The following is a 25,288-nucleotide window of genomic DNA, read 5'->3' on the forward strand; positions in this document are numbered from 1 at the left end:
CCGGCAGCCCGAGGAGGAAGAGCGATGTACAGAAGTCGCAGGGCGGTCGCGGTGGGCCTGGTGGCCGCCGTACTGGCCGTCGCGGGGTGCCGCAACGACGCCCCGGAGACGCAAGAGGGCAGCGAAGGCGTCAAGTTCGACGTCGGTGTCACCAAGGAGCCGTGCCCGGCGGCGGTGGACAAGACCAAGGGCTGTATCTACCTCGGCTCGATCTCCGACCTGACCGAGGGCCCGTTCAAGGCGCTCGGCGTGCCGATCACCGAGAGTCAGAAGGCGTTCTGGAAGCGGGTCAACACCGCGGGCGGGATCGGCGGCTACGAGGTCGACGTGACGAAGTACACCAAGGACAACAAGTACAACCCGCAGATCCACAACGAGGTGTACTCCGAGATCAAGCCGGACGTGCTCGGGCTGGCCCAGACGCTCGGTTCGCCGACCACCGCGGCCATCCTCGCCGATCTGAAGGCGAGCAACATGATCGGCGTACCGGCGTCCTGGACGTCGGCCTGGGCGTTCGAGGACGTCATCTTGGAGTCGGGCACGAACTACTGCTTCGAGTCGATGAACTCGGTCGACTTCGCGGCCGAGACGCTGCAGGCCAAGAGCGTGGCCGCGGTGCACTTCCCCGGTGACTACGGCGACGACGCGGCGGCCGGGACGAAGATCGCGGCCGAGGGCAACGGGATGAAGTTCACCGACATCCCCACCGCGCCCGGCCAGGAGAACCAGGGCGCGGCGATCCAGAAGCTGGTCGCGGCCAAGCCTGACCTGGTCATCCTGAGCACCGGTCCGACCGAGGCGGCGACGATCGTCGGTGGATCCGCCCAGGCCGGTTTCAAGGGACAGTTCATCGGTACGAGCCCGACCTGGAACCCGGCGCTGCTGAAGAGCCCGGCCGCTCCCGCGTTGACCGCTCTCTACCGGCAGTCAGGCCCTTGGGCGCCGTACGGGACGGACACGCCAGGTCACAAGGCGCTGGCCGAGTCGCTGGACCAGGCGATGTTCAAGGCCGCACCCAATGACGGTTACACCGCCGGCTGGGTCTGGTCGTACCCGATGAAGGCGGCGCTGCAGAAGGCTGTCGACTCCAAGGACCTCACCCGGGCCGGGCTGCTGGCAGCGGTGAAGTCGCTGGAGACGGTCGACTACGAGGGGATGCTCCCGGCGGAGGCCGGCCGGTTCAACGGCGAGCCGAGTGAGCGGGTCTTCCGGCAGAGCATCATCTCCAAGGTCGACCCCACGGCGCCGACCGGAGTGAAGGTCGAGAAGGACTTCTTCACCGGCAAGACGGCGGCCAAGCACGAGTTCAGCAGGCCTTGTTACCAGTAGGTATTTTCTGTCCACGGCGCGCGGTTCACCTTGTAGTCATCCGCCGTTCACCATACGTTCGCTGGTGATCGAAAGATATTTCCGCTCCAAGGAGGCCCGCGTGTCCGTGGAACCGCAGTCGAATCCCCTGTCCCGGCGGCAGTTCGTCGCCCGTGCGGCCGCGGCAGGTGTTGCCGTCAGTGTGGTGGGGTCCGTGGAGGCCCTCTACACGGCGGAGCCCGCGCTCGGTACGTCCGGCCCGAAGATCGGCTACGGGCCGCTCGTCCCGGACCCGGCCGGCATGCTCGACCTGCCGCGAGGTTTCAGCTACAAGGTCCTTTCGCGGGAGGGCACGGTCCGGCCGGACGGCCTGCCGACCCCGTCCCGCTTCGACGGCATGGGCACCTTCCCCGACCGTCATGGCGGCAACCGGCTGGTCCGGAACCACGAGTGCAGCCCGACCGCCAAGATCAAGGTGGTCGCCCCGCCGGAGCGCACCTACGACCCGGGCGGCGCCGGCGGCACCAGCACGATCGTGGTGGACAAGCACAACAACCCGGTCAAGGAGTACGTCAGCGTCGGCGGTACGGCGATCAACTGCTCCGGCGGCATCACCCCGTGGCGCACCTGGCTGACCTGTGAGGAGACGGAGCTCAAGGCCGGCACCAGCGGCTACACCAAGGACCACGGCTTCATCTTCGAGGTCGACCCGTACGACGACCGCCGCAACGTGAACCCGACTCCACTGAAGGAGATGGGCCGGTTCCAGCACGAGGCCGTCGCGATCGACCCGGCGACAGGCATCGTCTACGAGACCGAGGACGCGTTCGTCGCGCCCCTCGGTGGCTTCTACCGCTTCCTGCCCAACCGCCCGCGCGGCGGCTGGGGGAGCCTCCGGGCTGGTGGCGAACTCCAGGCCATGCACATCGACGGGCTGCCGGACCTTTCCGTAGTACAGGAGCCGGGGACGGTGTTCCACAACGTGCAGTGGGTCAAGGTTCCTGACCCGCTGGCGACCACCGAGTCGGTGCGCGCCCAGGACTACGCGAAGCCGATCACCGGCGGTTACAAGCTCGAGGGCTGCTGGTGGGGCGCACTGGACCGCTGCGTGTACTTCGTGTCGTCGTTCGCCCGGACCGAGCTCGGCCCGAAGGTCGACCACGACGGCCAGGTCTGGCGGTACGACCCGCGCCTGAAGACGCTGCGCCTCGAGGTCATCTTCACCCGGCCGAAGCCCGGCTCGGACGACCCCGAGTTCGACGCCCCCGACAACATCACGATGTCGCCGTACGGCGGGCTGATGATGTGCGAGGACGGTCTCGGCGAGCAGCACATCCTCGGCACCACCGAGGACGGCGAGGTCTTCAAGTTCGCCCGCAACCGGGTCAACACCGGCACGCCGGAAGACCCGGAGTACGGCGAGCTGGCCGGCGCCGGCTTCTCCGCCGACGGCCGGACGATGTTCTTCAACGTCTACTCACCCGGCATCACCTACGCCGTCACCGGCCCCTGGCGCCGCCGCCGCTGACCCTGTCCGGTAGCCGCGCCTGCTGCCCCTGAGGCGCGGCTACCGCACCGGCTCCACGTACACCCAGTGGCCGTCCTCGCGGACGAAGCGGCTGTTCTCGTGCTGGTCGCCGGGCTGGTTGTCCGCGAGGTAGTGGGCGCGGAACTCGACGGTGCCTTCGGCGTGGAAGGCGCTGCCGCCGGTGGTGCTCAGGATTTCCAGACCGGTCCACACGAACTCGTCGTTCAGCGCGAGGTCGCGCGGGCGGGTTTCGGAGTACCAGGTGCGGAGCAGGTAGGGCGCATCGCGGACCACGAAGGCGGAGTACCGCGATCGCATGAGCTGCTCGGCGGTGGTGGCCGTGATACGACCGGCGTGGAGGCTGCCGCAGCAATCGGCGTACGGCGCGGGGAGACCGCACGGGCATTTGGTGGGGCGTTTGGCCATCGTCCCAGTGTGTCAGTCATCGAGGCTGCCCATGGTCAGGTTGACGGTCGTTCCGGTCATCCCGCTGGCCTTGTCGGAGGCCAGGAAGGTGGCGAGGTTTGCCATCTCTTCGAGAGTCATCAGGCGTTTCGGGTGGGTCCTGCCGGCCAGGAGTTCCTGCCACTGTTCCCAGGTCATCCCTGAGGCCTTGGCGCGCGGCTCGTAGGCATCTCTGATGGTGCGGGTCTCGGGCATGCCCTGGGGACGCAGGCCGACCACGCGTACGCCGTACGGGGCGAGTTCGGCGGACAGGTCTCGGGTGAGCGCCTCCTTGGCGGCCATTGCGGGGCCGTAGCCTCCGACCAGGGGGAGGCCGGTCCTGGAGTGGAGGGCGGTGACGGTCATGATGACGCCCGATTTCTGAGCGATCATCCGTCGGGCCGCCAGGCGTGCGGTGAGGAAGTAGGACAGGGCGTAGGCGGTGAGCGGCTGGGTGAACAGGGCGGCGTCGAGGTCGGTCAGTGGGGTGCCGACGATGTCCGCGTTCGGCAGACCGACGGCGTTGAAGGAGATGTCGACGCGGCCGGCCTCTGCCACGACGGACTCGAGATGGCTGTCCACAGCCTCTTCGTCCAGAGCGTCGACCTCCGCCACTTCGGCGGAACGCCGCCGGCCGGTGAGGAAGACTTGAGCGCCTTCTTGCGCGAAGGTGCGAGCGACGGCGGCGCCGATCCCGCCGCCGGCGCCGTAGACCACTGCGATCTTGTTCTTGAGCATCATGTGGATAGAGACACCGCGGGCGCCTAGTTCTGGGCATGGCCGGTGTCCATACAGTGGTGAAGGTGACGCAGGAGCTGATCAGCAGGGCGCGGGCCGGCGACGGTGAGGCGTTCCGCGAGCTCACCGAGCCGTACCGCCGGGAGCTCCAGGTGCATTGCTACCGGATGCTCGGTTCGCTGCAGGATGCCGAGGACGTCCTGCAGGACACGCTGCTGGCCGCCTGGCGCGGGATCGCCGCCTTCGAAGGGCGCGCCTCGATCCGCACCTGGCTGTACCGGATCGCCACCAACCGCTGCCTCAACGCACGCCGCTCCGCCAGCCGGCGCCCGCCGGAGGAGTTCGCGATGCCATCCGTGGAACCACCCGAACCGACCCGGTACGGCGAGATCGCGTGGCTCGAGCCGTATCCCGACGCGTTGCTCGGTCCGGAGGTCGGCTACGAACAGACCGAGGGGATATCGCTGGCATTTGTGACGGCCCTGCAGGCTCTGTCTCCCCGGCAGGTTGCCGTGCTGGTCCTGCGCGACGTACTGGGTTTCCGGGCTGCCGAAGTGGCCGAGATGCTCGATTCGACGGTCGAGTCGGTCAACAGTGGGCTGAAACGGGCCAGAGCTAGTCTTCGGCGGCTGACTCCCGAGCGCGAACCGGCTCCCGGTTCAGCGGTGGAACAGGCGCTGGTGGCGGAGTTCGTGACGGCGTACGAGTCCGGTGATGTCGAGCGGCTGGTTGCCTTGTTCACCGATGACGTCTTCGTCTCGATGCCGCCGATTCCGCTCGAGTACGAAGGCCGCGAGGCCGCGGCTCGGCTGTTCGCAACCATCTTCGGCTCCGGCCGGCGGGTCAGCCTCGTGCCGACGCGCGCCAACGGCCAGCCGGCATTCGGCGCCTACCTCCGCGGCGCCACTCGCCATGGCGGCGGACTGTTCGTCCTCACCCTTGCTGGCGACCGGATCTCAGCGTTCACTCGCTTCGACACCAGCTTGTTCCCGTACTTCGGGCTGCCGCGCTCGCTTCCGGACGCCGGAGACGAGTAGGTACTGACCGGTGGCGTAGGTCGACATCACCAACACCCCACGACCCGGGAAGTCGCGCCCGGCAAGGCGCATCGCGATGAGCGCATCGGAGACGAGGAAGAGCGCGCCACCGAGCCCGCTGCGCGGGTTGTGCCACTTCGCGGCGATTGCTGTTGCCGTGAGCAACAACGCGTAGGCGGCGACGGGGACTCGTTGCGCGCCGAGATCGCGCCCCAGCAACGCAATCAGGGCAGCCCAGAGCGCGCCGTACGCCGCCGGCACGCGCCAAGATCGCTCGCCGGGCTTGTCGAGGAACACCGCAAGGTAGCAAGCCTGCGCGGCGGCGAAGGCCGCGATGCCGGCCGTCTGGAACTCCGTCTCCAGCAGAAGATCACCGGCCGCGGAGGCGAGCAGAGCTGCCTGGATGAGCGGCGGCGCGCCCTGAGTCCGCAGCCAGGACAGCAGCAACGGCATCAACGTCACCTTGCTTGCTCTCTTCAACAACTTGGCATCGAGCGCAACCGCGGCCACCTGAACGACCGCCGCTCCCCAGTACGCCGCCAACCGCCGCCGCTCAGCCACCAGCCGCCCAAGCCTCATATCCCCAACCCTCCCGCGCCCCGGTGTCCATGGGGCAAACCCCCAGCAACCACTGGGGTCAGGCGCAATTCGGCTGCGTCAGGCGACCAGCACGCCTAGGCTCCGGCCATGCAGGCACACGACGACAAGGCCTTCCTCGCTCATGTCACCCAGCGACTCGCCACGCTGCCTCAGGTCCAGGCCGTCGCGCTGGGCGGCTCGCGTGCCGTCGGAACGCATGGTCCTGACAGCGACTGGGACTTCGCGGTCTACTACCGCGGCGCGTTCTCCCCACAAGACGTGCGGGACCTTGGCTGGCCGGGAGAAGCCTCCGAGATCGGCGGCTGGGGCGGCGGAGTGTTCAACGGCGGCGCCTGGCTGGAAGCCGACGGCAGGCGCATCGACGTGCACTATCGCGACCTGGACGACGTCGAGCACCAGTTCGCGGAAGCTCGCGAGGGCCGCTTCCACGTCGAGAGGCTGCTGTTCCACCTGGCAGGCATCCCGAGCTACATCGTCGTTGCGGAACTGGCCATCAACCAGGTCCTGCACGGCACCCTCCCGAAGCCCGACTTCCCCGAAGCTCTGCGGCAGGCGGCGTCGGAACGCTGGTGGGGCGAGGCTCGCCTCACTCTCGACTACGCCCGAACCGCGCATGCCGCACAGGGGCGCCTCGCCGAGTCCGCCGGGGCAATCGCGACCGCCGGCTGTCAGGCCGCCCACGCGATCCTGGCCGCCCGAGGCACCTGGGTGAGTAACGAGAAGACCCTGCTGGAACGAGCTGGACTTCGAGAGCTCGACCGCATCATCAGCGGTCTGACGCCGTCACCGCAGGTTCTGACGGCTGCCATCGACGAGGCCACAAGAGTGTTTGAGCAGGCCTTCGCAACGTCCTGAGCTCTGGGGTCAGACTGTGCCGGGGAAGGCGGCAGGGGCGCCGCCCCAGCTGGTTTGGGTTGCCGCGGTGGTGATGAGGTACTGGATTGCCAGGGCTCGGACCGCGTCCTCCTCGGCCGCTTCGACCAGGTCGGCGTAGACGGCTGTCAGACGGCGTTCGATCAGGAGGATCAGGGCTGTCGCGGTCGCCGGGGTGGTCACAACGAGAGGCAGGTCGTACGCCGGTTCGGCTGCGGCCGGCGTCTCGCCAGCGGCGGTGAGGAGGTCAGTGAGCTTGTCCCGCTGCCGACGGTGGCGCTCATCGAGCTCGGACGCCGCCAGGAACTTGGCTCCGCTCAACTTGCCGCCAGCAACGCCGACGCCGTACAGGGCAGCGTGTTCGCCGGCCAGAGCTGCCTGGAGTGCTTCGACCTGAGTCACCGGGCAGCCTTCTTCTTGACGGTCAGGGAGGCGGCCAGCTGGGTCTCCGAGGCGGCAATCATCGCCAGCAGCCGGGCGTTGGGCCCGGACAGCTTCGCCGCCGCGACGGAGTGGGCTACGGACAGCTTCTGCTCCCGGCTCGCCAGATCGGCCAGGGCGGCCGCTGACCCCTTCGGCAGCGGCGGCAGCTTGCCGACAGCCGCCGGGGCGGTACCGGACGCCTCGTTGAGCTTCGCCAAGTGCTGAGCGTGGTACTTCGCTGCGGTGGCGAGCTGGGCCGCCAGGGCGGGGTAGGTCTTGCTGGCGGCGCTCAGCCGTTGGGCAGCCTGGGCCACCTGGCCGGCCGCAGTCGACAGGGCCGCCACCACCGCCGGGTCGGTGCTCGGCTCGGGCTGCTTCTTGCCGTCCGGGCCCTTGGTGCCGCCGCTTTGGGTGCTACCGCCGGTACCGGGCTCAGCGGGGTCGTCGCTGCAGCCGGCCAGCAGCGCCGCAGTACCGGCTGTGAGCGCCGCTGCCCGCAGCGTGGTCCGGCGGGCGACAGGCGCCACCGGCCAGCGGGTGAGAAGCTGAGGATGGTTCGGCACGGCCGAAACCCTATCCCGACCGGAGGCGCGTGCAGGGACATCCCGGTTGTCCGGATATGGTGGGCTACTGCCCTCGGTCGGATTGCCGGGGCGCGTAACGGGTGCACAACTGGAGAGAGAGGCAGGTCTACCTGTGAGCCGAAGGACTGACCACACGGACCCCGAGAGCCTCGAAAACTTCCTGCGGCCGATCGTCGAGCAGTTCGGTTGCGACCTGGAGGCCGCGGACGTCTCGCCGGCCGGCAAGCGGCGGATGCTGCGCGTGCTGGTCGACCGCGACGGCGGGATCAGCCTGGACGACGTCGCCGAGGTGACCCGGGCGATCTCCAAGGCGCTGGACGCCGACGACGTGATGGGTAACGGCGCGTACACGCTGGAGGTGTCCAGCCCCGGTGTCGACCGGCCGCTCACGCTGCCGCGGCACTGGCGGCGCAACGTCTCGCGCCTGGTCGAGGTCACCTTGGTGGCCGGCGGCAAGGTGACCGGCCGGATCAAGTCCGCCACCGACGAGGCCGCCGAGCTGGACGTCAAGGGAAGGCCGCGCACGATCGCGTACGCGGACGTGACGAAGGCCAAGATCCAGATCGAGTTCAACCGGCCAGCCGGCAACGACGAACCTGCCCCAGAATCGGACGCTGACGCAACCGCTGACGGCACGGTGGAGGAGAACTGATGGACATCGACATGGCCGTCCTGCGGTCCCTGGAACGCGAGAAGGACATCGCCTTCGAGATCGTCGTGGAGGCGATCGAGCAGGCGCTGCTGGTGGCTTACCACCGGACCGAGGGCGCACAGCAGCAGGCGCGGGTGGTGCTGGACCGCAAGACCGGGCACGTCACCGTGTTCGCCAAGGAGCTCGCCGAGGACGGCACGGTGGCGCGCGAGTTCGACGACACCCCGGCCGACTTCGGCCGGATCGCCGCGACCACGGCCAAGCAGGTCATCCTGCAGCGGCTGCGCGACGCCGAGGACGACGTCCGGTACGGCGAGTTCTCCGGCAAGGAGGGCGACATCCTGTCCGGGGTGATCCAGCAGGGCCGCGACCCGCGCTCGGTGATGGTCGACCTGGGCAAGATCGAGGCCGTGCTGCCGGCACCGGAGCAGGTGCCGGGGGAGAAGTACGAGCACGGCTCGCGGCTGCGGGTCTACGTGGTCGGCGTCCGCAAGGGCTTCAAGGGCCCGCAGATCACCGTCTCCCGGACCCACCCGAACCTGGTCAAGAAGCTGTTCGCGCTCGAAGTACCGGAGATCGCCGACGGCACGGTGGAGATCACCGCGATCGCGCGCGAGGCCGGGCACCGGACCAAGATCGCGGTCCGGACGCTGAACCCGTCCGTGAACGGCAAGGGCGCCTGTATCGGCCCGATGGGCCAGCGGGTGCGCAACATCATGCACGAGCTGCACGGTGAGAAGATCGACATCATCGACCACAGCGACGACCCGGCGACCTTCGTCGGGAATGCGCTGTCGCCGGCGCAGGTTTCCTCTGTTGAGGTCGTCGACGCGGCCGCCCGCGCCGCGCGGGTCGTCGTACCGGACTACCAGTTGTCGCTGGCGATCGGCAAAGAGGGCCAGAACGCCCGGCTCGCGGCCCGGCTGACGGGCTGGCGGATCGACATCCGGCCGGATACCGATGTGACTCGTGCCGACGAGAAGGTAGACTGATCTCTCGGTCGGTCGACTGAGTCGTCACCACACCCTGAGGAACAGTGATCCAAACTGCAGACGCGCGCTCTGAGAGGGTTCAGCAGCGCACCTGTATCGGGTGTCGGAAGCGGGACAGTCCGACCGGCTTGCTGCGGATGACGGTTTCCGGAGGACGTGTCCTCCCGGATCCCGAGCATCGGGCACCCGGCCGTGGGGCGCACTTGCACCCGGCGACCGAGTGTCTCCAGCTCGCCGAGCGGCGGAAGGCGTTCCCCCGGGCCTTCAAGGTTCCGGGACCGCTGGACACCTCGCTGGTGCGGGAAGCAGTTGAGCAATGAGTTGCACGAACAAGAGCGGCCGCCCGGCCGCCCATGGCGAAAGCCGTGAAGACATGAAGGCGGGTCATCGACTCATGACCACTCGATGAGTGTCGAACGATGAGTGCAATGCGATGAGCATGTACGTCAACTAACGGTCCGCGCCCCCAAGGCTCGGACCAGAGGGAGAGTAGTGGCAAAGGTCCGAGTCTACGAGCTCGCGAAAGAGCTCGGAGTTACCAGCAAGGTCGTCCTGACCAGGCTGAACGACATGGGAGAGTTCGTCCGATCGGCGTCCTCGACGATCGAGGCACCCGTCGTCCGACGGTTGGCGGAGGAGTTCGAGAAGAACCCGCCGAAGAAGCGCGCGGCCAAGAAGGCCGCCGCCAGCACGTCAGCAGCGCCGCAGGCGACCGCACCGGTCGCTCCGGCAGCCACGCCGCAGGCGCCGGCTGCTGAGAGCAGCGCGCCCGCAGCGCCGGCCCCGGCCGCTCCGGTCAAGGCAGAGCCCACGGTGGTCGAGACGTCCGCCAGCTCCGCCTCGTCCGGCGCAGAGGTCACCGAGAAGGCCGCTCCGGCCCCCTCGGCCCCGGCTGCCGAAACCAGCGCACCGAGCGCACCGGCCCCGTCCGGTACGCCGTCCGCTCCGGCGCCGTCCCCGGCTCGCCCGGGTCCGCGGCCCGGCCCCAAGCCTGGCCCGCGCCAGGAGACCCCGGCCGCTCCGGCGTTCGAGGCCCCCGCGGCCAAGGCCCCCGAGGCCCCGGCCGCTCCTGCTCCGGCAGCAGAGGCTCCGGCCGCTCCGGCTCCGCAGACGCCCGAGGTACAGGCTCCGGCCGCCTCCGCGGCGCCGTCGGCTCCGGCTCAGCGTCCTGGTCCGGCCGCCCCGCGTCCTGCGGGCGACTCGCGTCCGGGCGCACCGCGTCCCGGCGTACCGGGCAACGCTCCGCGTCCTGGTGGCGCTCCCCGTCCGGGTGCACCTCGCCCGGGTGGCGCGCCGCGTCCGGGTGGCCAGGGTGCCGCCGGTGGACGTCCGGGTGCTCCGCGTCCGGGCAACAACCCCTTCAGCTCGACCCAGGGCATGACGCGTCCTGGCTCCCGTCCGGGTCCGGGTGGCGCTCCGGCGGCCCCGGCGCAGGGTGGCAGCCCGGCAGGCATGCCGCCGCGGCCCCCGCAGGCTCGTAGCGGCGGTTCCGACCGCCCGCGTCCGTCGGGCAGCGTTCCGGGCGCCCCGCGTCCGAACCCGGCAATGATGCCGAAGTCCTCGGCCGGCACCTTCACCGGTCGTCCGGCTGGTCCGGGCGGCGGCTCCGGTGGCCCCGGTGGTGGCGGCCGTGGCCGTCCCGGCGGCGGTTCCGGTGGTCCCGGTGGCGCTCCGCGTCCCGGCGGCGGCGGTGGCGGTGGCGGCTTCCGTCCGGGTGGTGGCCCCAGCGGTCCCCCCGGTGGTGGCGGTGGCGGTCGTCCGGGCCCGGGCAACCGGGGCCGTGGCGGAACGCAGGGTGCCTTCGGGCGTCCGGGCGGTCCGGCCCGTCGTGGTCGCAAGTCCAAGCGCGCCAAGCGCCAGGAATTCGACAACATGCAGGCTCCGGCCGTCGGCGGCGTGCGGGTCAAGCACGGTGACGGCGAGGTCGTCAGGCTTGCCCGTGGTGCCTCGCTGACGGACTTCGCCGAGAAGGTCGGCGTCGACCCGGCATCGCTGGTCCAGGTGCTGTTCGCCCTGGGCGAGATGGTGACCGCGACCCAGTCGGTCAACGAGGAAACCCTGCAGCTGCTGGGTACCGAGCTGAACTACGACGTCCAGGTCGTCTCGCCCGAGGACGAGGACCGCGAGCTGCTCGAGTCGTTCGACATCGACTTCGGCTCCAACGAGGGCGACGACACCGACCTGGCCGCACGGCCGCCGGTGGTGACCGTGATGGGTCACGTCGACCACGGTAAGACGAAGCTGCTGGACGCGATCCGGCACGCGAACGTCGTGGCCGGCGAGGCCGGTGGCATCACCCAGCACATCGGTGCGTACCAGGTGACCACCGAGGTCGACGGTCAGCAGCGCGCCATCACCTTCGTCGACACCCCGGGTCACGAGGCGTTCACCGCCATGCGTGCTCGTGGTGCGCAGGCCACCGACATCGTCATCCTGGTGGTCGCGGCCGACGACGGCGTGATGCCGCAGACGATCGAGGCCCTGAACCACGCCCGGGCGGCGAACGTCCCGATCGTGGTCGCGGTGAACAAGATCGACGTCACGGGTGCGGACCCGACCAAGGTCCGTGGCCAGCTCACCGAGTACGGCCTGGTTCCCGAGGAGTACGGCGGCGACACGATGTTCGTCGACGTCTCCGCGAAGGCCCGGCTGAACATCGAGGGTCTGCTCGAAGGTGTCGTGCTGACCGCGGACGCCGCGCTGGATCTCCGGGCCAACCCGGACATGCCGGCGCAGGGTCTGGCGATCGAGGCGCACCTGGACAAGGGCCGTGGACCGGTGGCGACCGTGCTGGTGCAGCGCGGAACGCTGAAGGTCGGCGACTCGATGGTCGCGGGTCCGGCGTACGGCCGGGTCCGGGCGATGCTCGACGAGCACGGCAACTCGGTCGAGGAGGCCCTGCCGTCGCGGCCGGTGCTCGTCCTCGGTCTGACCGCCGTACCCGGTGCGGGTGACAAGTTCCTGGTGGTGGACGACGACCGGATGGCCCGGCAGATCGCTGAGAAGCGGGAAGCCCGGGCTCGTGCGGCCGCCAACGCCAAGCGGCGCGCGCGTCGTACCCTCGAGGACTTCATGGCCTCCATGGAGAAGGGGCAGAGCCAGGAGCTGCTGCTCATCCTCAAGGGCGACGGCTCCGGTTCGGTCGAGGCGCTGGAAGACGCGCTGGTCCGGATCGAGGTCAGCGACGAGGTCAACCTGCGGGTGATCGACCGTGGCGTCGGTGCCATCAACGAGAACGACGTCAACCTGGCCATCGCGTCCGACGCCGTCATCATCGGCTTCAACGTGCGGCCGGCCGGCAAGGCCGGTGACGTCGCCGAGCGTGAAGGCGTGGATGTCCGGTACTACTCGGTCATCTACCAGGCGATCGACGACATCGAGGCGGCCCTGAAGGGCATGCTCAAGCCGGTCTACGAAGAGGTCGTGCTGGGCCAGGCGGAGATCCGCGAGATCTTCCGCTCGTCGAAGGTCGGAAACATCGCCGGTTGCTGGGTGACCAGTGGCCTGATCCGCCGCAACGCGAAGATCCGGTTGATCCGGGACGGTGCCGTGGTGGTCGAGAACGGCGACCTGTCGTCGCTCAAGCGGTTCAAGGACGACGCGTCCGAGGTCCGCGAGGGCTTCGAGTGTGGTCTGACCGTGCAGAACTACAACGACATCCGGGTCGGCGATGTCGTCGAGGCGTTCGAACTGCGCGAGAAGCCGCGGAGCTGATCGACCGCAGTTGATGCACGAGTAACGTCCGGAGTGGCGGTGTCACACCCGTCGCTCCGGACGTTACGCATGAAGGACCACAAAGCAGGAACAGAGGGAGTGAGCCCTGATGGGTCAAGCAAGGGCGAAGCAGTTGGCCGACCGGATCCAGGTCCTGGTCGCGGAGTTGCTCGAGCGCCGGGTCAAGGACCCGCGGCTCGGCTTCGTCACCGTGACGGACGCCAAGCTGACCGCCGATCTGGGCGAGGCGAGCGTCTTCTACACGGTGTACGGCGGCGAGGAAGAGCGCGCCAACACCGCGGCCGCGCTGGAGTCGGCCCGTGGGCTGATCCGCAGCGAGGTCGGCAAGGCACTCGGGTTGCGCCGGGCTCCGACGCTGGCGTTCTACCTCGACGCGGTGCCGGAAACAGCCGGCCAGATCGAGGAGTTGCTGGCGAAGGCCCGCCAGGCCGACGCCGAGGTCGCCAAGGCCGCCGCCGGCGCCAAGCCGGCCGGCGACGCCGACCCGTACAAGCACCGCGAGGACGATGACTCCGACGACGAGTGACGTGACTGCTTCCGGCGGCGTTGACGCCTTGGGCGGTGCTGACGTGTCGGGTGCTCCCGGTGGTGTTGACGCACTGAGTGGTGCTGACGCTTCGGGTGGTTCTGACGCTTCCGGTGCTCTCGGTGGGGTTGATCCTTCTGTTGCCGATGGCATCGTTGTGGTCGACAAGCCGGCCGGTCTGACGTCGCACACGGTGGTGGCGCGGATCCGCCGGCTGGCCGGAACGCGCAAGGTGGGCCACGCGGGCACCCTGGACCCGATGGCCACCGGCGTACTGGTGGTCGGTCTCAACCGGGCCACCAGGCTGCTCGGCCACCTGCAACTGGCCGACAAGTCGTACGACGCGACCATCCTCCTCGGCGCTACGTCGTCCACGGACGATGCTGAGGGGGAGGTTGTGGCTTCCGCCTCTGCTGCCGAGCTGGCGGCGGTGACCGCCGAGGCGATCGAGGCGGCGGTCTCTGGTTACCGGGGAGAGATCTCGCAGGTGCCTTCGAAGGTGTCGGCTATCAAGGTCGACGGGAAGCGCGCCTACGAGCGGGTGCGGGCTGGCGAAGAGGTCGCGCTGAAGGCCCGGACCGTGACGATCAGCCGGTACGACGTGGTCGACGTACGGACTGTTGCCGGCGGCATCGAGGTGGACATCTCGGTGGACTGCTCCAGCGGGACCTACATCCGCGCACTGGCTCGCGATCTGGGTGCTGACCTTGGGGTTGGCGGACATCTGACGATGCTGCGGCGTACGCGGGTCGGTGCGTTCGGGATGTCTTCAGCGCACACGCTGGAGGAGCTGGAAAAGTCGTTCGACCTGCTGCCGATCGCCGACGTCGCAGCCGACACGTTCCCGCGCTTCGACGCCGATCCGGAACAAGCAGCCGCCATCCGCACCGGCCGTCCGCTGCCCGGCCTGAAACTCCCAGCCGGCCAGCAAACCGCCATGTTTGACCCAGACGGCACGTTTCTAGCCTTGTACGAACCCCACGGGCCGCTCGCCAAACCCACCGCGGTCTTCGTCAGCTAGTACTACGTTCCCCACGCGTCCTGCTTCGTTCGCTGCGCTCTCTGCGCCGGTCGCTCCCGCCCGCCCGGGGGCGCGGGCTCCTGCGTCGCCCGCTTGGTGAGTGCGGGCGGGTCGCGGGGTGCCGTGCTGGGGTGAGCGGGTGTGGGTGGGTGGTTTGTTCCCCACGCGTCCTGCTTCGTTCGCTGCGCTCTCTGCGCCGGTCGCTCCCGCCCGCCCCGGCGGCGCGGGCTCCTGCGTCGCCCGCTTGGTGACTGCGGGCGGGTCGCGGGGTGCCGCGCTGGGATGAGCGGCTGCGGTGAGTGGTCGCCCATGCGCCCACACCGTTCCTTCCGCCTCCCGCTCGGTGACTGCGGTCGGTTCGCGGGTGGCCCGCCTTGGGGGAGCCGAGGGTGTGGGGTGTTTGACACGGGCGGGACGGCGTTGGTTGCTCCTCGTCCGCAGCTGCTGCGGGTGTGGATGGGTGGGCCGACCGACAGGAGGTGGTCTGTTGGTGGGGAAACGGGCACGCTCAGCGGGTTGGCCGGCGGGTGGGAATCGGGGGCTACGTCCTGTCGGTCGGCACACACGGGCGTCGCGGGGCGACCGGGGACAGGTGGCGGGGTTAGCCGGGGCCGTTGGGGTGGGGGTGGGTGCTGAGGTGGGTGAAGGTGAGGGTGGCTAGGGCGGTTAGGGCGGCTGGGATGAAGAAGACGTGGGGGAGGCCGATGGCTGCGACCCCCAGGCCGCCGATGGTGCCGCCGATTGCCGAGCTGACGGGGATGGCGCTGAGGAAGATGCCGGAGGCGGTGCCGACGCCCTCGGGGTACAGGCGTTGGGCTATTGATACGCCGAGCGCTCCTACGCAGGCCCAGAGGCCGGCTGTGAGGGCCTGGCCTACAAACAAAGCGACGACGGAGCTTCCCGTCGCGTAGGCGAGGTTGCCGGCCATGCCCAGTGCGGCGCCGCCGGTCATCACCCACATCGAACCGAAGCGGTCGGCCAACCGGGCGACGATCGGCAGTAGGAGCAACTCGAGGAGTGGCTGGATGCCGATCACCGCGCCGCGCATCGCGTCCGAAACGTGGAGCTCGTCCGCCATGTAGATGGGCAGGTAGCCGAACTTGATGGTGTCGCCCGTCATCGCCAGGACGCAGACGGCGGTGAAGACCAGCAACGGCTTCATGTGATCGAGGCGGCGCCGACCAGGGCGCGGCGGGAGCGAAACATCGTGGTACCGCTCCACCCGCTGCCGCCCGAACGGGATCATCTGTGCGAAGACGCAGCACGCGGTCGCCACCAGCAAAGCGCGAAGGCCGAAGACCCCGCCGAACCAGCTCCCCACGACAGGGCCGACCATCCATCCGACCGTGAACGCCATCCGGATCGCCGCGACGACGCGGTTGTCGGCCTTCGTCGGGTTCCTGCTCAGTTCGTCGCGGCAAGCTGCGAACAGTTGTGCCATCGAGCCGCCGGCGACGCTCAAGGCCGCCGCGCTGATCACGAACGGGAGCCAGACCGAGTTCGCGGCCGCCATCGCGAGCCACCCCGCCGTACCGATCAACGCGCACACCCGGAACCAGAGCAGCCGGTCAGGGCTGCGGTCCGACAACCTGCCGACGAGGAAGCCGGCGAAAGGGGCGGCCAGGTTCGTCACGTAGTACAGGCCGGCGACGGGTAGCGGCGTGCCGAGTTCGCGGACGAGGAACAGGGTCAGCTGCGGTGTCGCGGCCGACGTCCCGATGCCGGCGATCAGCAACGCCACGAACGCCGAACGGTAGAACCGCGACCGGACGACAATCCCCAGCACAGACTCGGACCGGTCAACCATCAGCTTCCTCACCCCGGCAGTCCTCGAACCCTACCGAGCCGCCCGATGGCTGATCTGGCCGTCTCAAATCGACCGGTACTACGACCGCGGGCGGCGCCGTCCGCGGTACCGGCGGGCCGGTTCAGGCGAGGCGGATCCTAAAGATGGCGGCGCGGGCGTCGTGACCGTCGACGTTCATCGGGATCGTCCTGGTGGTGACCAGGTCCAGCTTGACCGTGCCGTCGCCGGGCAGCCAGTTGATCCGGTCGATGCCGTGGGCAAAGACCTTGCGCTCCGTCGGTTGCCCCGTCGCGCGGTCGTAGTCGGGGTTGTTGGTGTCGGCCGTCCAGATCACCAGGTGGCCGCGTTCGTGGTGCGCCATCACCCGCTCGCGATGGGTCTTCTTGTGCAGCTCCCACTCGTCGCGCAGGTTCGGGTTCTGCCCGCCGTTGTAGGCGCTGGCGATGTAGTGCGAGTTGATCAGCACGAACTTCAGCCCGGCGTGGGCCCGGTGCTCGACGACGACCTCGTTGATCCAGCGGGGCGGGGTCACGCCCTTGATCCCGCCGTGGACGAAGGTGGCTCGCGAGTTGACAACCTTCCACGGCAGCGGCACTGAGATCGGCACGCGGTAGGCGGTGTCGTGGTGCAGGAACGCGTTCTGGTACTTCGGTCCGAAGTACTGCGAGATGATCGCCGGCTCGCCTTCGTCACCCTCGCGGATCTCCTGCCAGCCGACGATCGGCCGGTGGCCCGGATCGCCGGTGCGCACAGCCCGGATCGCCGCCTCGCGCGCACCGAGATTCTTGCGCCCGATGTTGGCCGTGATCACCGGAAGCCGGAGCCAGTCGGTCGCCGCCGCGGCAGGTCGCGCCGCAGCCGCGGTCCCGAGGGTCGCGGCGCCGGCCAGTGCGCCACCGCCGAGCATCAACGCTTGCCGTCTGCTGATCCTGTTCACCATCGCTACCTCCACGAGAGTTCTGGCCGGGCGGCCGGTTTGCTGGTCCGGCGGGTACGACGTACGAGGCCGTGCGACGGTTGCACGGGGCCTGCGGCTCACCGTCAGGTCCGTCGTACGGGCGTCCTAGGCTGGGCGGCTCTACGGTGGCCAGGCTCGAGGGCGGGCGCGATTGACCGCCAGCCCAGCCGCCGTACTCTGGTGAGGTGCGTTCCCGTCCCACACTGACCTGGTCTCCGGGCCCAGACGTGCTTTCACTTGCTCCCGGTACTGCGGACGTCGCACCCGTCGTCGACGCGGTGCGTGACGGGGGAGTGGTGGTGCTCAGCGGCGCCGGCATCTCCACCGAGTCGGGGATCCCCGACTATCGCGGCGAGACCGGGAGTCTGCGGACCCACACCCCGATGACGTACGGCGATTTTGTGGGAAGCGAGTCGGGGCGCCAGCGGTACTGGGCCCGGAGCCACCTCGGCTGGCGGACGATCGCCCGGGCGCACCCGAATGCGGGGCATCGCGCGGTCGCGGCGCTGCAGGCGCGCGGGTACCTCGACGGGATCATCACGCAGAACGTCGATGGGCTGCACAGCGCGGCCGGAGCACGGGACGTGATCGAGCTGCACGGCAACCTCGACCGAGTGATCTGCCTCGACTGCCGCCAGACGACTCCCCGCGAGGAACTCGACGTACGCCTCCGCGAAGCCAACCCGACCTTCGAGGCACAGGCGACCAGAATCAACCCCGACGGCGACGTCGACCTGCCCGACGAGGTGGTGAAGCACTTCCACCTGGTCGATTGCGCCAACTGCGGCTCGCGCTTGCTGAAGCCGGACGTGGTCTTCTTCGGCGAAAACGTCCCAAAACCACGAGTAGAACGCTGCTACCACCTGATCGACGAAGCACGCGCCGTCCTCGTCCTCGGTTCATCCCTGACCGTGATGTCCGGCTTCCGCTTCGTCCGCTACGCCGCCAAGTCCGCCAAACCAGTCCTCATCATCAACCAAGGCCTAACCCGAGGCGATCCCTACGCCACCACCCGAGTAAACCTCCCCCTAGGCCAAGCCCTCACCAACCTCACCACCGCACTACTCTGACGGGCGCGAGTTGGCTGCAGACCGGGGCGGGCGACACATGACGACCAACCGCTTTCACCCAGCGGCCGACGTAGGAGGCCGCGTCGTGGGTGGGCGGAAGCTGGAGCGGTGCGGCAGCGTCGTGAGGTTCTGCGCGCGACACCTGGCCACCGACTGCTTTCGCCAAGCGGGCGACGGAGGAGCCCGCGCCGAGGGGTGGGTGGGAGCCAGCGCCCAGAGTGAGCGACGGAGGAGCGAGCGGGGGCGCAGGCGTGGGGGGAGTACCACGGGAAATGAGCACCGGACCAGAATCCCTTGCGTGGAGGGGGTCTGGTCCGGTGTCCGCCGTACGGATTGGAAAGGGTCAGCGTTGCGCGCCGGTCCGTAGGCGGTCCAGGTGGGCCATCACGGCCGGGTTGGACTTGGTTTTGGCAGCCGTCTGGCTGAGTTTGCGGGCTTCAGACGCCCACCGGGTCTGCTCGGCCGGCGTCACCGTATTCGTCGCGCCCGTCAGCTTCTTGAAGGTCAGTGACGCCACCGCCGCCTGCCCCTCGAAGCGAGGGTGGTAGTTCAGCGCCCGCAGCAGATTGATGTCCTTGCCCTGAATCCACGCCTGCCCGTCCGGAGCGCAAGCGTCATGCCCGGTCGAAGGCCCAAACGTGTCGACGTACACAGCTCCGCCCGCAGCAGCCGCGTTAGAGACCGCCTGGTTGAGCTTCTGCTCGACCGAGTACAGATAGGCGTAATCCCCATCCGAGAACGGCAGGATGGCCGGGCATACCCCCTTCTCCGGCGCGATCTTCGGATACCCCACCAGTACTACGGTCGCCCGCGGCGAGCGCAGCTTGATGCCCTTCACCACCTCGGCGATCCGCGCCTCGGTCTGCGTGATCTTGGTTGCCAGCGTGTCCTCGCCGTTGACCGTGAAGTGCTTCTTGCACGGCGACCCGGTCGGGTCCACCGCCCGCAGGCCCGGGCACGTCCCGGTGACGTCACCAAAGACCCCGAAATCATTGCCGCCGATCCCGAGCGTGACCAGATCGGTGTCAGGCGTCAGCGTATTGAATTGCGGCGGGAACGTCCCCAGCGGCGTCACCTGGGGCTGAGTCATGTTCGTGGTGTCCGCGCCACCGCAGCTGACGTCGGTAAAGGACGGCACGCGCAGCAAGCCGGCGAGCTGTTTCGGGTAGTTGCTGCCGGAACGCAGGCACCCCAGCGACAGCAGCTCGGGCAGCGGCACCAGCGGCGCCGACGTGTAGGAGTCACCCAGGGCGACGTACTTCGTGAACGTGACAGGCGCGAAAGGAGTCGAAGCGGGCGCGAAGGCCGGGGCGGCAGCCTGAGCGGTACTCGTGACGGACATCAAGCCGACCAGGACCGCCGCGGTACAGGCGGCGGCGAGGCGCTGAACTTTCACGGGACCTCCGAGGGTGCGAAAGATTGCGGGCCCACCCTAAGTTGAGTTACCACTCGATTACAAGGGGTGACCATGGGACCTGTTGCACCAACCCGAGGAGACCCGTGGAATCCTTCTCTCATGCATGTCTGGCACGGTTTGGGCGAAGTGGACCCCGGTTACGGGCCGTCGGTCGTCACCATCGGCAACTTCGACGGCGTGCACCGCGGTCACCAGGAGGTGCTGCGACACGCCAAGGCGCGGGCGGCCGAGCTCGGTGGACTGCCGGTGGTCGCGATGACGTTCGACCCGCACCCGATGTCGGTACTGCGGCCCGGCCACGCGCCCGCGATGCTCAGCGAACCCGGCCAGCGGGCCGAATTGCTGGGCGCGGCCGGCGCGGACGCAGTACTGATCCTGCCGTTCGACAAGGATGTCGCGTCCTGGTCGCCGGAGGAGTTCATCGACCGGGTCCTGGTCGGCACGCTGCACGCCAAGGCGGTCGTGGTGGGGGAGAACTTCCGGTTCGGCCACAAGGCCGCGGGCCACGTCGACACGCTGGTCGCGGCCGGTGCGGCCAAGGGGTTCCAGGTCGAGGGTCTGAGCCTGGCCGGCGATGCTCAGCCGTGGTCCTCGACGTACATCCGGGAACTGATCGCCGAGGGCAATGTGGAAAGCGCCGCCGAGGCGCTCGGCCGGCCGCTCAGGGTTACCGGGGTCGTTGTCGAGGGCGACAAACGCGGTCGCGAACTCGGCTACCCGACGGCCAACATCCCTGCCCTGGCACGCGCCGCGGTCCCGCTGGACGGCGTGTACGCCGGCTGGCTGACCGTGCTCGAACCGGCACCCGGCGCTCCGCAGTACGCCGAACCGCTACCCGCGGCGATCAGTGTCGGCAGCAACCCCACCTTCGACGACGTCGACCGCCGGGTGGAGTCGTACGTGCTCGATCGCGACGACCTGGAGCTGTACGGCGCCCGGATCGCGGTCGACTTCGTCGCCCGCCTGCGCGGCAGCCAGATCCGCTTCGACACCATCGACGACCTCCTGGTCCAGATGAAGGCCGACGTCGACCAGGCACGCCGGGTCCTCACCGAATTAGGGTGACGCGTCCACGGACTGATACTCTGGACGCTGCCGTCTGAACGGCCGCGGATCGAGAGTGCCCGGGTGACAAAAGCCCCGGTGCGCCGCGCAACGGACATCGAGAGGATCACACGTGTCGTCAGCCAATCCTGAGGCGAAGAAGAAGATCATCGGCGAGTACGCCCTGACCGAGGGCGACACCGGTTCTCCCGAGGTCCAGGTCGCGCTCCTCACGCACCGCATCGCGGACCTGACCGAGCACCTGAAGGAGCACAAGCACGACCACCACAGCCGTCGTGGCCTGCTCCTCCTGGTCGGTCAGCGCCGCCGGCTGCTGAACTACCTGGCGAAGAAGGACATCAACCGCTACCGGTCCCTGATCGAGCGGCTCGGCCTTCGCCGTTGACGTCGTGAGAAGCGGCCACCGCGTTCTTGGTGGCCGCTTCTCGCGTATCCACGGTCCGGCATAAAAACCCCGGTCCGTGGCACAACTGAATAATCAACGACAACGAGACGACGCGATACGCGTACCGGGCCGACGACCGGTCCTCGGTAGTGGCTTTCGGGACAGCGCCCAGCACGACGGCGCGGCACCCGCGGGCCTCGATCGAAGACCGGCACCCCCGGAGGAACTCGCGCCTCACAGTCGTCTCAAGTGAGAGAGGGGTATCCCGTGTCGGGATCCACAAACGCGCCCATGGAGGGCGCAGAATTCGCTGAAGCCGTCATCGACAACGGCAGCTTCGGCACCCGCACCATCCGCTTCGAGACGGGCCGTCTGGCCCAGCAGGCCGCCGGCTCCGCCGCCGCCTACCTCGACGGCGACACGATGGTGCTCTCGGCCACCACGGCCAGCAAGAAGCCCAAGGACCAGTTCGACTTCTTCCCGTTGACGGTGGACGTCGAGGAGCGGATGTACGCCGCCGGCCGCATCCCGGGCTCGTTCTTCCGTCGCGAAGGCCGTCCTTCCGAGGAAGCCATCCTGACCTGCCGGCTGATCGACCGCCCGCTGCGGCCGTCGTTCGTCTCCGGCCTGCGCAACGAGATCCAGGTCGTCATCACCGTCCTGGCGCTCAACCCGGACAAGCTGTACGACGTACTGGCGATCAACGCCGCGTCGATGTCCACCCAGATCGCCGGGCTGCCGTTCTCGGGCCCGATCGGCGCCACCCGCGTCGCCCTGATCGACAAGCAGTGGGTCGCGTTCCCGACGCACACCGAGCTCGAGGACGCCGTCTTCGACATGGTGGTCGCCGGTCGTGTCACCGACACCGGTGACGTCGCGATCATGATGGTCGAGGCCGAGTCCACCCCGGGCACCTTCGACGCCGTTGCCGCCGGCAAGCAGGCGCCGACCGAGGAGATCGTGGCCGAGGGCCTCGAGGCTTCCAAGGCGTTCATCAAGACGCTGGTCGAGGCGCAGTCGGAGCTGGCGGCCAAGGCCTCCAAGCCGACCGCCGAGTTCCCGGTCTTCCCGGACTACCAGGACGACGCGTTCGCCGCTGTCGAGTCCGCCGCGACCGAGGAGCTGACCCAGGCCCTCACGATCACCGGCAAGCACGACCGCGAAGAGGCCACCGAGGCCGTCAAGGCCGCGGTCGTCGCCAAGCTGGCCGAGTCCTTCGAGGGTCGCGAGAAGGAGCTGTCCGCAGCCTTCCGCTCGCTCACCAAGAAGCTGGTCCGCAACCGCGTACTGAAGGACAAGATCCGGATGGACGGCCGCGGTCTGGCTGACATCCGCCCGCTCAAGGCGCAGGTCAAGGTGCTCCCGCGGGTGCACGGTTCGGCCATCTTCGAGCGCGGCGAGACCCAGATCATGGGTGTCACCACACTGAACATGCTCCGGATGGAGCAGCAGCTCGACACGCTCTCCCCGGAGACGCGCAAGCGCTACATGCACAACTACAACTTCCCGCCGTACTCGACCGGTGAGACCGGCCGGGTGGGTTCGCCCAAGCGTCGCGAGATCGGTCACGGCGCGCTCGCCGAGCGGGCCCTGGTGCCGGTGCTGCCGTCGCGCGAGGACTTCCCGTACGCGCTGCGTCAGGTCTCCGAGGCGCTCGGCTCGAACGGCTCCACCTCGATGGGCTCGGTCTGCGCCTCGACGCTGTCCCTGCTCTCGGCCGGTGTGCCGCTGAAGGCTCCCGTCGCCGGCATCGCGATGGGCCTCATCTCCGGTGAGGTCGACGGCAAGACCGAGTACGTCGCGCTGACCGACATCCTCGGTGCCGAGGACGCGTTCGGTGACATGGACTTCAAGGTCGCCGGTACCAAGGACTTCGTCACGGCCCTCCAGCTGGACACGAAGCTCGACGGCATCCCGGCCAGCGTGCTGGCCGGCGCGCTGACCCAGGCCAAGGAAGCCCGCCTGACCATCCTCGACGTGATGGCCAAGGCCATCGACGCCCCGGGTGAGATGAGCGAGTTCGCGCCGCGGGTCATCTCGGTGAAGGTCCCGGTCGACAAGATCGGAGAGGTCATCGGCCCGAAGGGCAAGATGATCAACCAGATCACCGACGAGACCGGTGCCGACATCTCCATCGAGGACGACGGCACGGTGTACATCGGTGCGACGGACGGCCCCTCGGCCGACGCGGCGCGCGCGATGATCAACGCGATCGCCAACCCGACCATGCCGGAGAAGGGCGAGCGCTACCTTGGCACGGTCGTGAAGACGACCAACTTCGGTGCGTTCATCTCCCTGCTCCCCGGCAAGGACGGTCTGCTGCACATCTCGAAGCTGCGCGGCCTGGCCGGTGGCAAGCGGGTCGAGGCCGTCGAGGACATCCTGTCCGTCGGCCAGAAGCTCCAGGTCGAGATTGCCGAGATCGACGACCGCGGCAAGCTGTCGCTGATCCCCGTTCTCGACGAGGACGCCAAGGCCGCTTCTGAAGATGCAGCCAAGGCTGATGACGCAGAGGTCGCTCCCGCCGAGTGACACGTGCCATCACCAGCACGCTGCTGAGCCCGGAGGAGGGCGGTCCGGTCAAACGGACAGTCCTGCCCTCCGGGCTTCGCGTGCTCTCCCAGTCCGTACCGGGCTTCCGCTCGGTCACTTTCGGCGTGTGGGTCGGCGTCGGTTCGCGCGACGAACCGGTGCACCTGTCCGGTGCCACGCACTTCCTCGAACACCTGCTGTTCAAGGGCACCGAGCGTCGCGACGCGCTGGAGATCTCGGCGTCCCTGGACGCCGTCGGTGGCGAGATGAACGCGTTCACCGGCAAGGAGTACACCTGCTACTACGCCCGGGTGCTCGACTCCGACCTTCCGCTGGCCGTCGACGTGATCTGCGACATGATCACCTCCGCGACGCTCACCGAGGAGGACATCGAGAGCGAGCGGGACGTGATCGACGAAGAGATCGCGATGCACGCCGACGAGACGTCGGACCACATCCACGACCTGTTCGCCGAGCAACTGTGGGGCAACACCCCACTCGGCCGCTCGATCACCGGTACGCCGGAATCGGTGGCCGGCCTGACGCCTCGCCAGGTCCGCGGCTGGTACCGCCGTCGCTATCTCCCGGCCAACATGGTCGTCTCGGTCGCCGGCAACGTCGAGCACTCCGACGTGGTTCGCCTTGTCCGCAAGGCGTTCGAGCGCCACTGGGTCACCACCGAGTCGGAGCCGGCGCCGGTACGCCGGGGTTCGGCGCGTCGCGTACCGACGTACGGGGGAGTGCAGGTGCACCACCGCGACGTCGAGCAGGCGCACCTCGTGCTCGGCATGCCCGGGTTGGTGCGCAGCGACGAGCGCCGGTACGCCGCGGGCGTGCTGCACGGGATCGTGGGCGGTGGGATGTCGTCGCGGTTGTTCCAGGAGGTGCGCGAGAAGCGCGGGTTGGCCTACTCGGTGTTTACCTTTGGGGCGGCGTACGCGGACTCCGGCATGGTCGGGGTGTATGCGGGCTGTTTGCCGAAGAAGGCGCCTGAGGTGCTCGAGGTGGTTCGGGCCGAGCTGGAGAACATTGCCAGCGGCAACATCACGCCGGATGAGCTGCTGCGGGGCAAGGGGCAGATGCGCGGGTCGGTCGTGATGGGCCTTGAGGACACGGGCGCCAAGATGACGCGGATCGCCAAGGCCGAACTGGTGTACGGCGAACTGCCGACGGTCGACCAGATCCTGCAGCGCATCGACGCAGTCACGCTGGACGACGTCACCACCCTGGCGGCCGAGCTCTACGCCGGCGCCCAAACCCTGACAGCTATGGGACCGTTCACCGACAAATCGGTCTTCACCGTCTAACCTCCTGCGCGAGGTACTCCGCCCACGCTGGCGCCCCGCTCGCTCCTGCGTCGCTCACTTGGCGCTGGCTCCCACCCACCCCAAGGCGTGGGCTCCTGCGTCGCCCACTTGGTGAAGGCGAAGTGGTTGGCGAGTCGGTCCTGTCGCGGAGGTGGGCGTGGGATCGGTGATGCCGCGGGGTGCCGTCCTGCGCGAGGTACTCGCCCACGCTGGCGGCTCGCTCGCTCCTGCGTCGCTCCCGTGCCGCTAGCTCCCACCCACCCCAAGGCGTGGGCTCCTGCGTCGC

General features: G+C 68.8%; 23 protein-coding genes. 15 read left to right on the top strand and 8 right to left on the bottom strand.

Annotated features, from left to right (window positions below; genetic code table 11):
- Nucleotides 1-24: 24 nt before the first annotated feature.
- Together AB0F51_RS00945 and AB0F51_RS00950 are read left to right on the top strand one after the other, a co-directional pair.
- Nucleotides 25-1,329 (top strand): ABC transporter substrate-binding protein, encoded by a 1,305-nt coding sequence (locus AB0F51_RS00945; protein WP_360272031.1) that lies wholly within the window; start codon nucleotides 25-27, stop codon nucleotides 1,327-1,329.
- A 100-nt stretch (nucleotides 1,330-1,429) separates the two neighbouring features.
- The gene (locus AB0F51_RS00950) at nucleotides 1,430-2,836 is read left to right on the top strand and encodes an alkaline phosphatase PhoX (RefSeq protein ID WP_360272033.1); all 1,407 of its coding nucleotides are present in this window, start codon (nucleotides 1,430-1,432) and stop codon (nucleotides 2,834-2,836) included.
- A 39-nt stretch (nucleotides 2,837-2,875) separates the two neighbouring features.
- Here the strand turns inward: AB0F51_RS00950 and AB0F51_RS00955 are convergent, their stop codons facing one another.
- The gene (locus AB0F51_RS00955; RefSeq protein ID WP_360272036.1) at nucleotides 2,876-3,262 is read right to left on the bottom strand and encodes a YchJ family metal-binding protein; all 387 of its coding nucleotides are present in this window, start codon (nucleotides 3,260-3,262) and stop codon (nucleotides 2,876-2,878) included.
- 12 nt (nucleotides 3,263-3,274) lie between these two features.
- Complete coding sequence (locus tag AB0F51_RS00960; RefSeq protein ID WP_360272039.1) at nucleotides 3,275-4,021, bottom strand: SDR family oxidoreductase; 747 nt, start codon at nucleotides 4,019-4,021, stop codon at nucleotides 3,275-3,277.
- Between the two features lie 62 nt (nucleotides 4,022-4,083).
- On the opposite strand from AB0F51_RS00960, the gene AB0F51_RS00965 reads away from it, so the two are divergent.
- Nucleotides 4,084-5,055, top strand: coding sequence for a sigma-70 family RNA polymerase sigma factor (locus AB0F51_RS00965; RefSeq protein ID WP_360272042.1), 972 nt, complete (start codon nucleotides 4,084-4,086; stop codon nucleotides 5,053-5,055).
- Here the strand turns inward: AB0F51_RS00965 and AB0F51_RS00970 are convergent.
- Complete coding sequence (locus tag AB0F51_RS00970; RefSeq protein ID WP_360272045.1) at nucleotides 4,975-5,634, bottom strand: lysoplasmalogenase; 660 nt, start codon at nucleotides 5,632-5,634, stop codon at nucleotides 4,975-4,977. The two genes, AB0F51_RS00965 and AB0F51_RS00970, sit on opposite strands and share 81 nt — an antisense overlap.
- Nucleotides 5,635-5,742: 108 nt before the next feature.
- Here AB0F51_RS00970 and AB0F51_RS00975 point away from each other — a divergent pair, with 108 nt between their 5' ends.
- Nucleotides 5,743-6,510, top strand: a complete 768-nt coding sequence (locus AB0F51_RS00975; protein ID WP_360272047.1) for a nucleotidyltransferase domain-containing protein — start codon at nucleotides 5,743-5,745, stop codon at nucleotides 6,508-6,510.
- Between the two features lie 9 nt (nucleotides 6,511-6,519).
- Here the strand turns inward: AB0F51_RS00975 and AB0F51_RS00980 are convergent, their stop codons facing one another.
- Nucleotides 6,520-6,930 (bottom strand): ferritin-like domain-containing protein, encoded by a 411-nt coding sequence (locus AB0F51_RS00980; RefSeq protein WP_360272050.1) that lies wholly within the window; start codon nucleotides 6,928-6,930, stop codon nucleotides 6,520-6,522.
- Entirely contained in the window at nucleotides 6,927-7,514 is a 588-nt protein-coding gene (locus AB0F51_RS00985; RefSeq protein WP_360272053.1) for a cell division protein FtsK, read from the bottom strand. The genes AB0F51_RS00980 and AB0F51_RS00985 overlap by 4 nt, the downstream gene beginning before the upstream one ends.
- A 133-nt stretch (nucleotides 7,515-7,647) precedes the next feature.
- On the opposite strand from AB0F51_RS00985, the gene rimP reads away from it, so the two are divergent.
- The 6 genes from rimP to truB all read left to right on the top strand — a co-directional run bounded on the left by rimP (nucleotide 7,648) and on the right by truB (nucleotide 14,461).
- Nucleotides 7,648-8,187: a ribosome maturation factor RimP gene (gene rimP, locus AB0F51_RS00990; RefSeq protein ID WP_360272056.1), complete on the top strand. Its 540-nt coding sequence runs from the start codon at nucleotides 7,648-7,650 to the stop codon at nucleotides 8,185-8,187.
- Complete coding sequence (gene nusA / locus AB0F51_RS00995; protein ID WP_360272059.1) at nucleotides 8,187-9,179, top strand: transcription termination factor NusA; 993 nt, start codon at nucleotides 8,187-8,189, stop codon at nucleotides 9,177-9,179. The genes rimP and nusA overlap by 1 nt, the downstream gene beginning before the upstream one ends.
- A gap of 44 nt (nucleotides 9,180-9,223) precedes the next feature.
- On the top strand, nucleotides 9,224-9,499 hold the full coding sequence (locus AB0F51_RS01000; RefSeq protein ID WP_360272062.1) for a YlxR family protein: 276 nt from the start codon (nucleotides 9,224-9,226) through the stop codon (nucleotides 9,497-9,499).
- Between the two features lie 172 nt (nucleotides 9,500-9,671).
- Nucleotides 9,672-12,893: a translation initiation factor IF-2 gene (gene infB / locus AB0F51_RS01005; protein WP_360272065.1), complete on the top strand. Its 3,222-nt coding sequence runs from the start codon at nucleotides 9,672-9,674 to the stop codon at nucleotides 12,891-12,893.
- 109 nt (nucleotides 12,894-13,002) lie between these two features.
- Nucleotides 13,003-13,440 (top strand): 30S ribosome-binding factor RbfA, encoded by a 438-nt coding sequence (gene rbfA / locus AB0F51_RS01010; protein ID WP_360272068.1) that lies wholly within the window; start codon nucleotides 13,003-13,005, stop codon nucleotides 13,438-13,440.
- The gene (truB, locus tag AB0F51_RS01015; RefSeq protein ID WP_360272070.1) at nucleotides 13,421-14,461 is read left to right on the top strand and encodes a tRNA pseudouridine(55) synthase TruB; all 1,041 of its coding nucleotides are present in this window, start codon (nucleotides 13,421-13,423) and stop codon (nucleotides 14,459-14,461) included. The genes rbfA and truB overlap by 20 nt, the downstream gene beginning before the upstream one ends.
- Before the next feature lie 601 nt (nucleotides 14,462-15,062).
- Here truB and AB0F51_RS01020 read toward each other — a convergent pair.
- Together AB0F51_RS01020 and AB0F51_RS01025 are read right to left on the bottom strand one after the other, a co-directional pair.
- Complete coding sequence (locus AB0F51_RS01020) at nucleotides 15,063-16,280, bottom strand: MFS transporter (RefSeq protein WP_360272073.1); 1,218 nt, start codon at nucleotides 16,278-16,280, stop codon at nucleotides 15,063-15,065.
- A gap of 109 nt (nucleotides 16,281-16,389) precedes the next feature.
- A complete protein-coding gene (locus tag AB0F51_RS01025; RefSeq protein WP_360272075.1) occupies nucleotides 16,390-17,208 on the bottom strand; it encodes a hypothetical protein in 819 nt (272 codons plus the stop codon).
- A gap of 203 nt (nucleotides 17,209-17,411) precedes the next feature.
- On the opposite strand from AB0F51_RS01025, the gene AB0F51_RS01030 reads away from it, so the two are divergent.
- The gene (locus tag AB0F51_RS01030; protein WP_360272078.1) at nucleotides 17,412-18,296 is read left to right on the top strand and encodes an NAD-dependent protein deacetylase; all 885 of its coding nucleotides are present in this window, start codon (nucleotides 17,412-17,414) and stop codon (nucleotides 18,294-18,296) included.
- A 343-nt stretch (nucleotides 18,297-18,639) separates the two neighbouring features.
- On the opposite strand, the gene AB0F51_RS01035 is transcribed toward AB0F51_RS01030, so the two are convergent.
- Nucleotides 18,640-19,692, bottom strand: coding sequence for an SGNH/GDSL hydrolase family protein (locus AB0F51_RS01035; RefSeq protein ID WP_360272081.1), 1,053 nt, complete (start codon nucleotides 19,690-19,692; stop codon nucleotides 18,640-18,642).
- Between the two features lie 120 nt (nucleotides 19,693-19,812).
- Between AB0F51_RS01035 and AB0F51_RS01040 the strand changes: the two genes are divergently transcribed.
- The 4 genes from AB0F51_RS01040 (at nucleotide 19,813) to AB0F51_RS01055 (ending at nucleotide 25,002) form a co-directional block, all read left to right on the top strand.
- Nucleotides 19,813-20,778 (top strand): bifunctional riboflavin kinase/FAD synthetase, encoded by a 966-nt coding sequence (locus AB0F51_RS01040; RefSeq protein WP_360272084.1) that lies wholly within the window; start codon nucleotides 19,813-19,815, stop codon nucleotides 20,776-20,778.
- 112 nt (nucleotides 20,779-20,890) lie between these two features.
- The gene (gene rpsO / locus AB0F51_RS01045) at nucleotides 20,891-21,163 is read left to right on the top strand and encodes a 30S ribosomal protein S15 (RefSeq protein ID WP_012920573.1); all 273 of its coding nucleotides are present in this window, start codon (nucleotides 20,891-20,893) and stop codon (nucleotides 21,161-21,163) included.
- Between the two features lie 291 nt (nucleotides 21,164-21,454).
- Nucleotides 21,455-23,695, top strand: a complete 2,241-nt coding sequence (locus AB0F51_RS01050) for a polyribonucleotide nucleotidyltransferase (protein ID WP_360272088.1) — start codon at nucleotides 21,455-21,457, stop codon at nucleotides 23,693-23,695.
- Nucleotides 23,692-25,002: a pitrilysin family protein gene (locus tag AB0F51_RS01055; RefSeq protein ID WP_360272091.1), complete on the top strand. Its 1,311-nt coding sequence runs from the start codon at nucleotides 23,692-23,694 to the stop codon at nucleotides 25,000-25,002. Before AB0F51_RS01050 ends, AB0F51_RS01055 begins: the two co-directional genes overlap by 4 nt.
- Nucleotides 25,003-25,288 lie beyond the last annotated feature (286 nt).

Origin of the sequence: Kribbella sp. NPDC023855 (genome assembly GCF_040639475.1) — a bacterium.
GTDB lineage: Bacteria > Actinomycetota > Actinomycetes > Propionibacteriales > Kribbellaceae > Kribbella.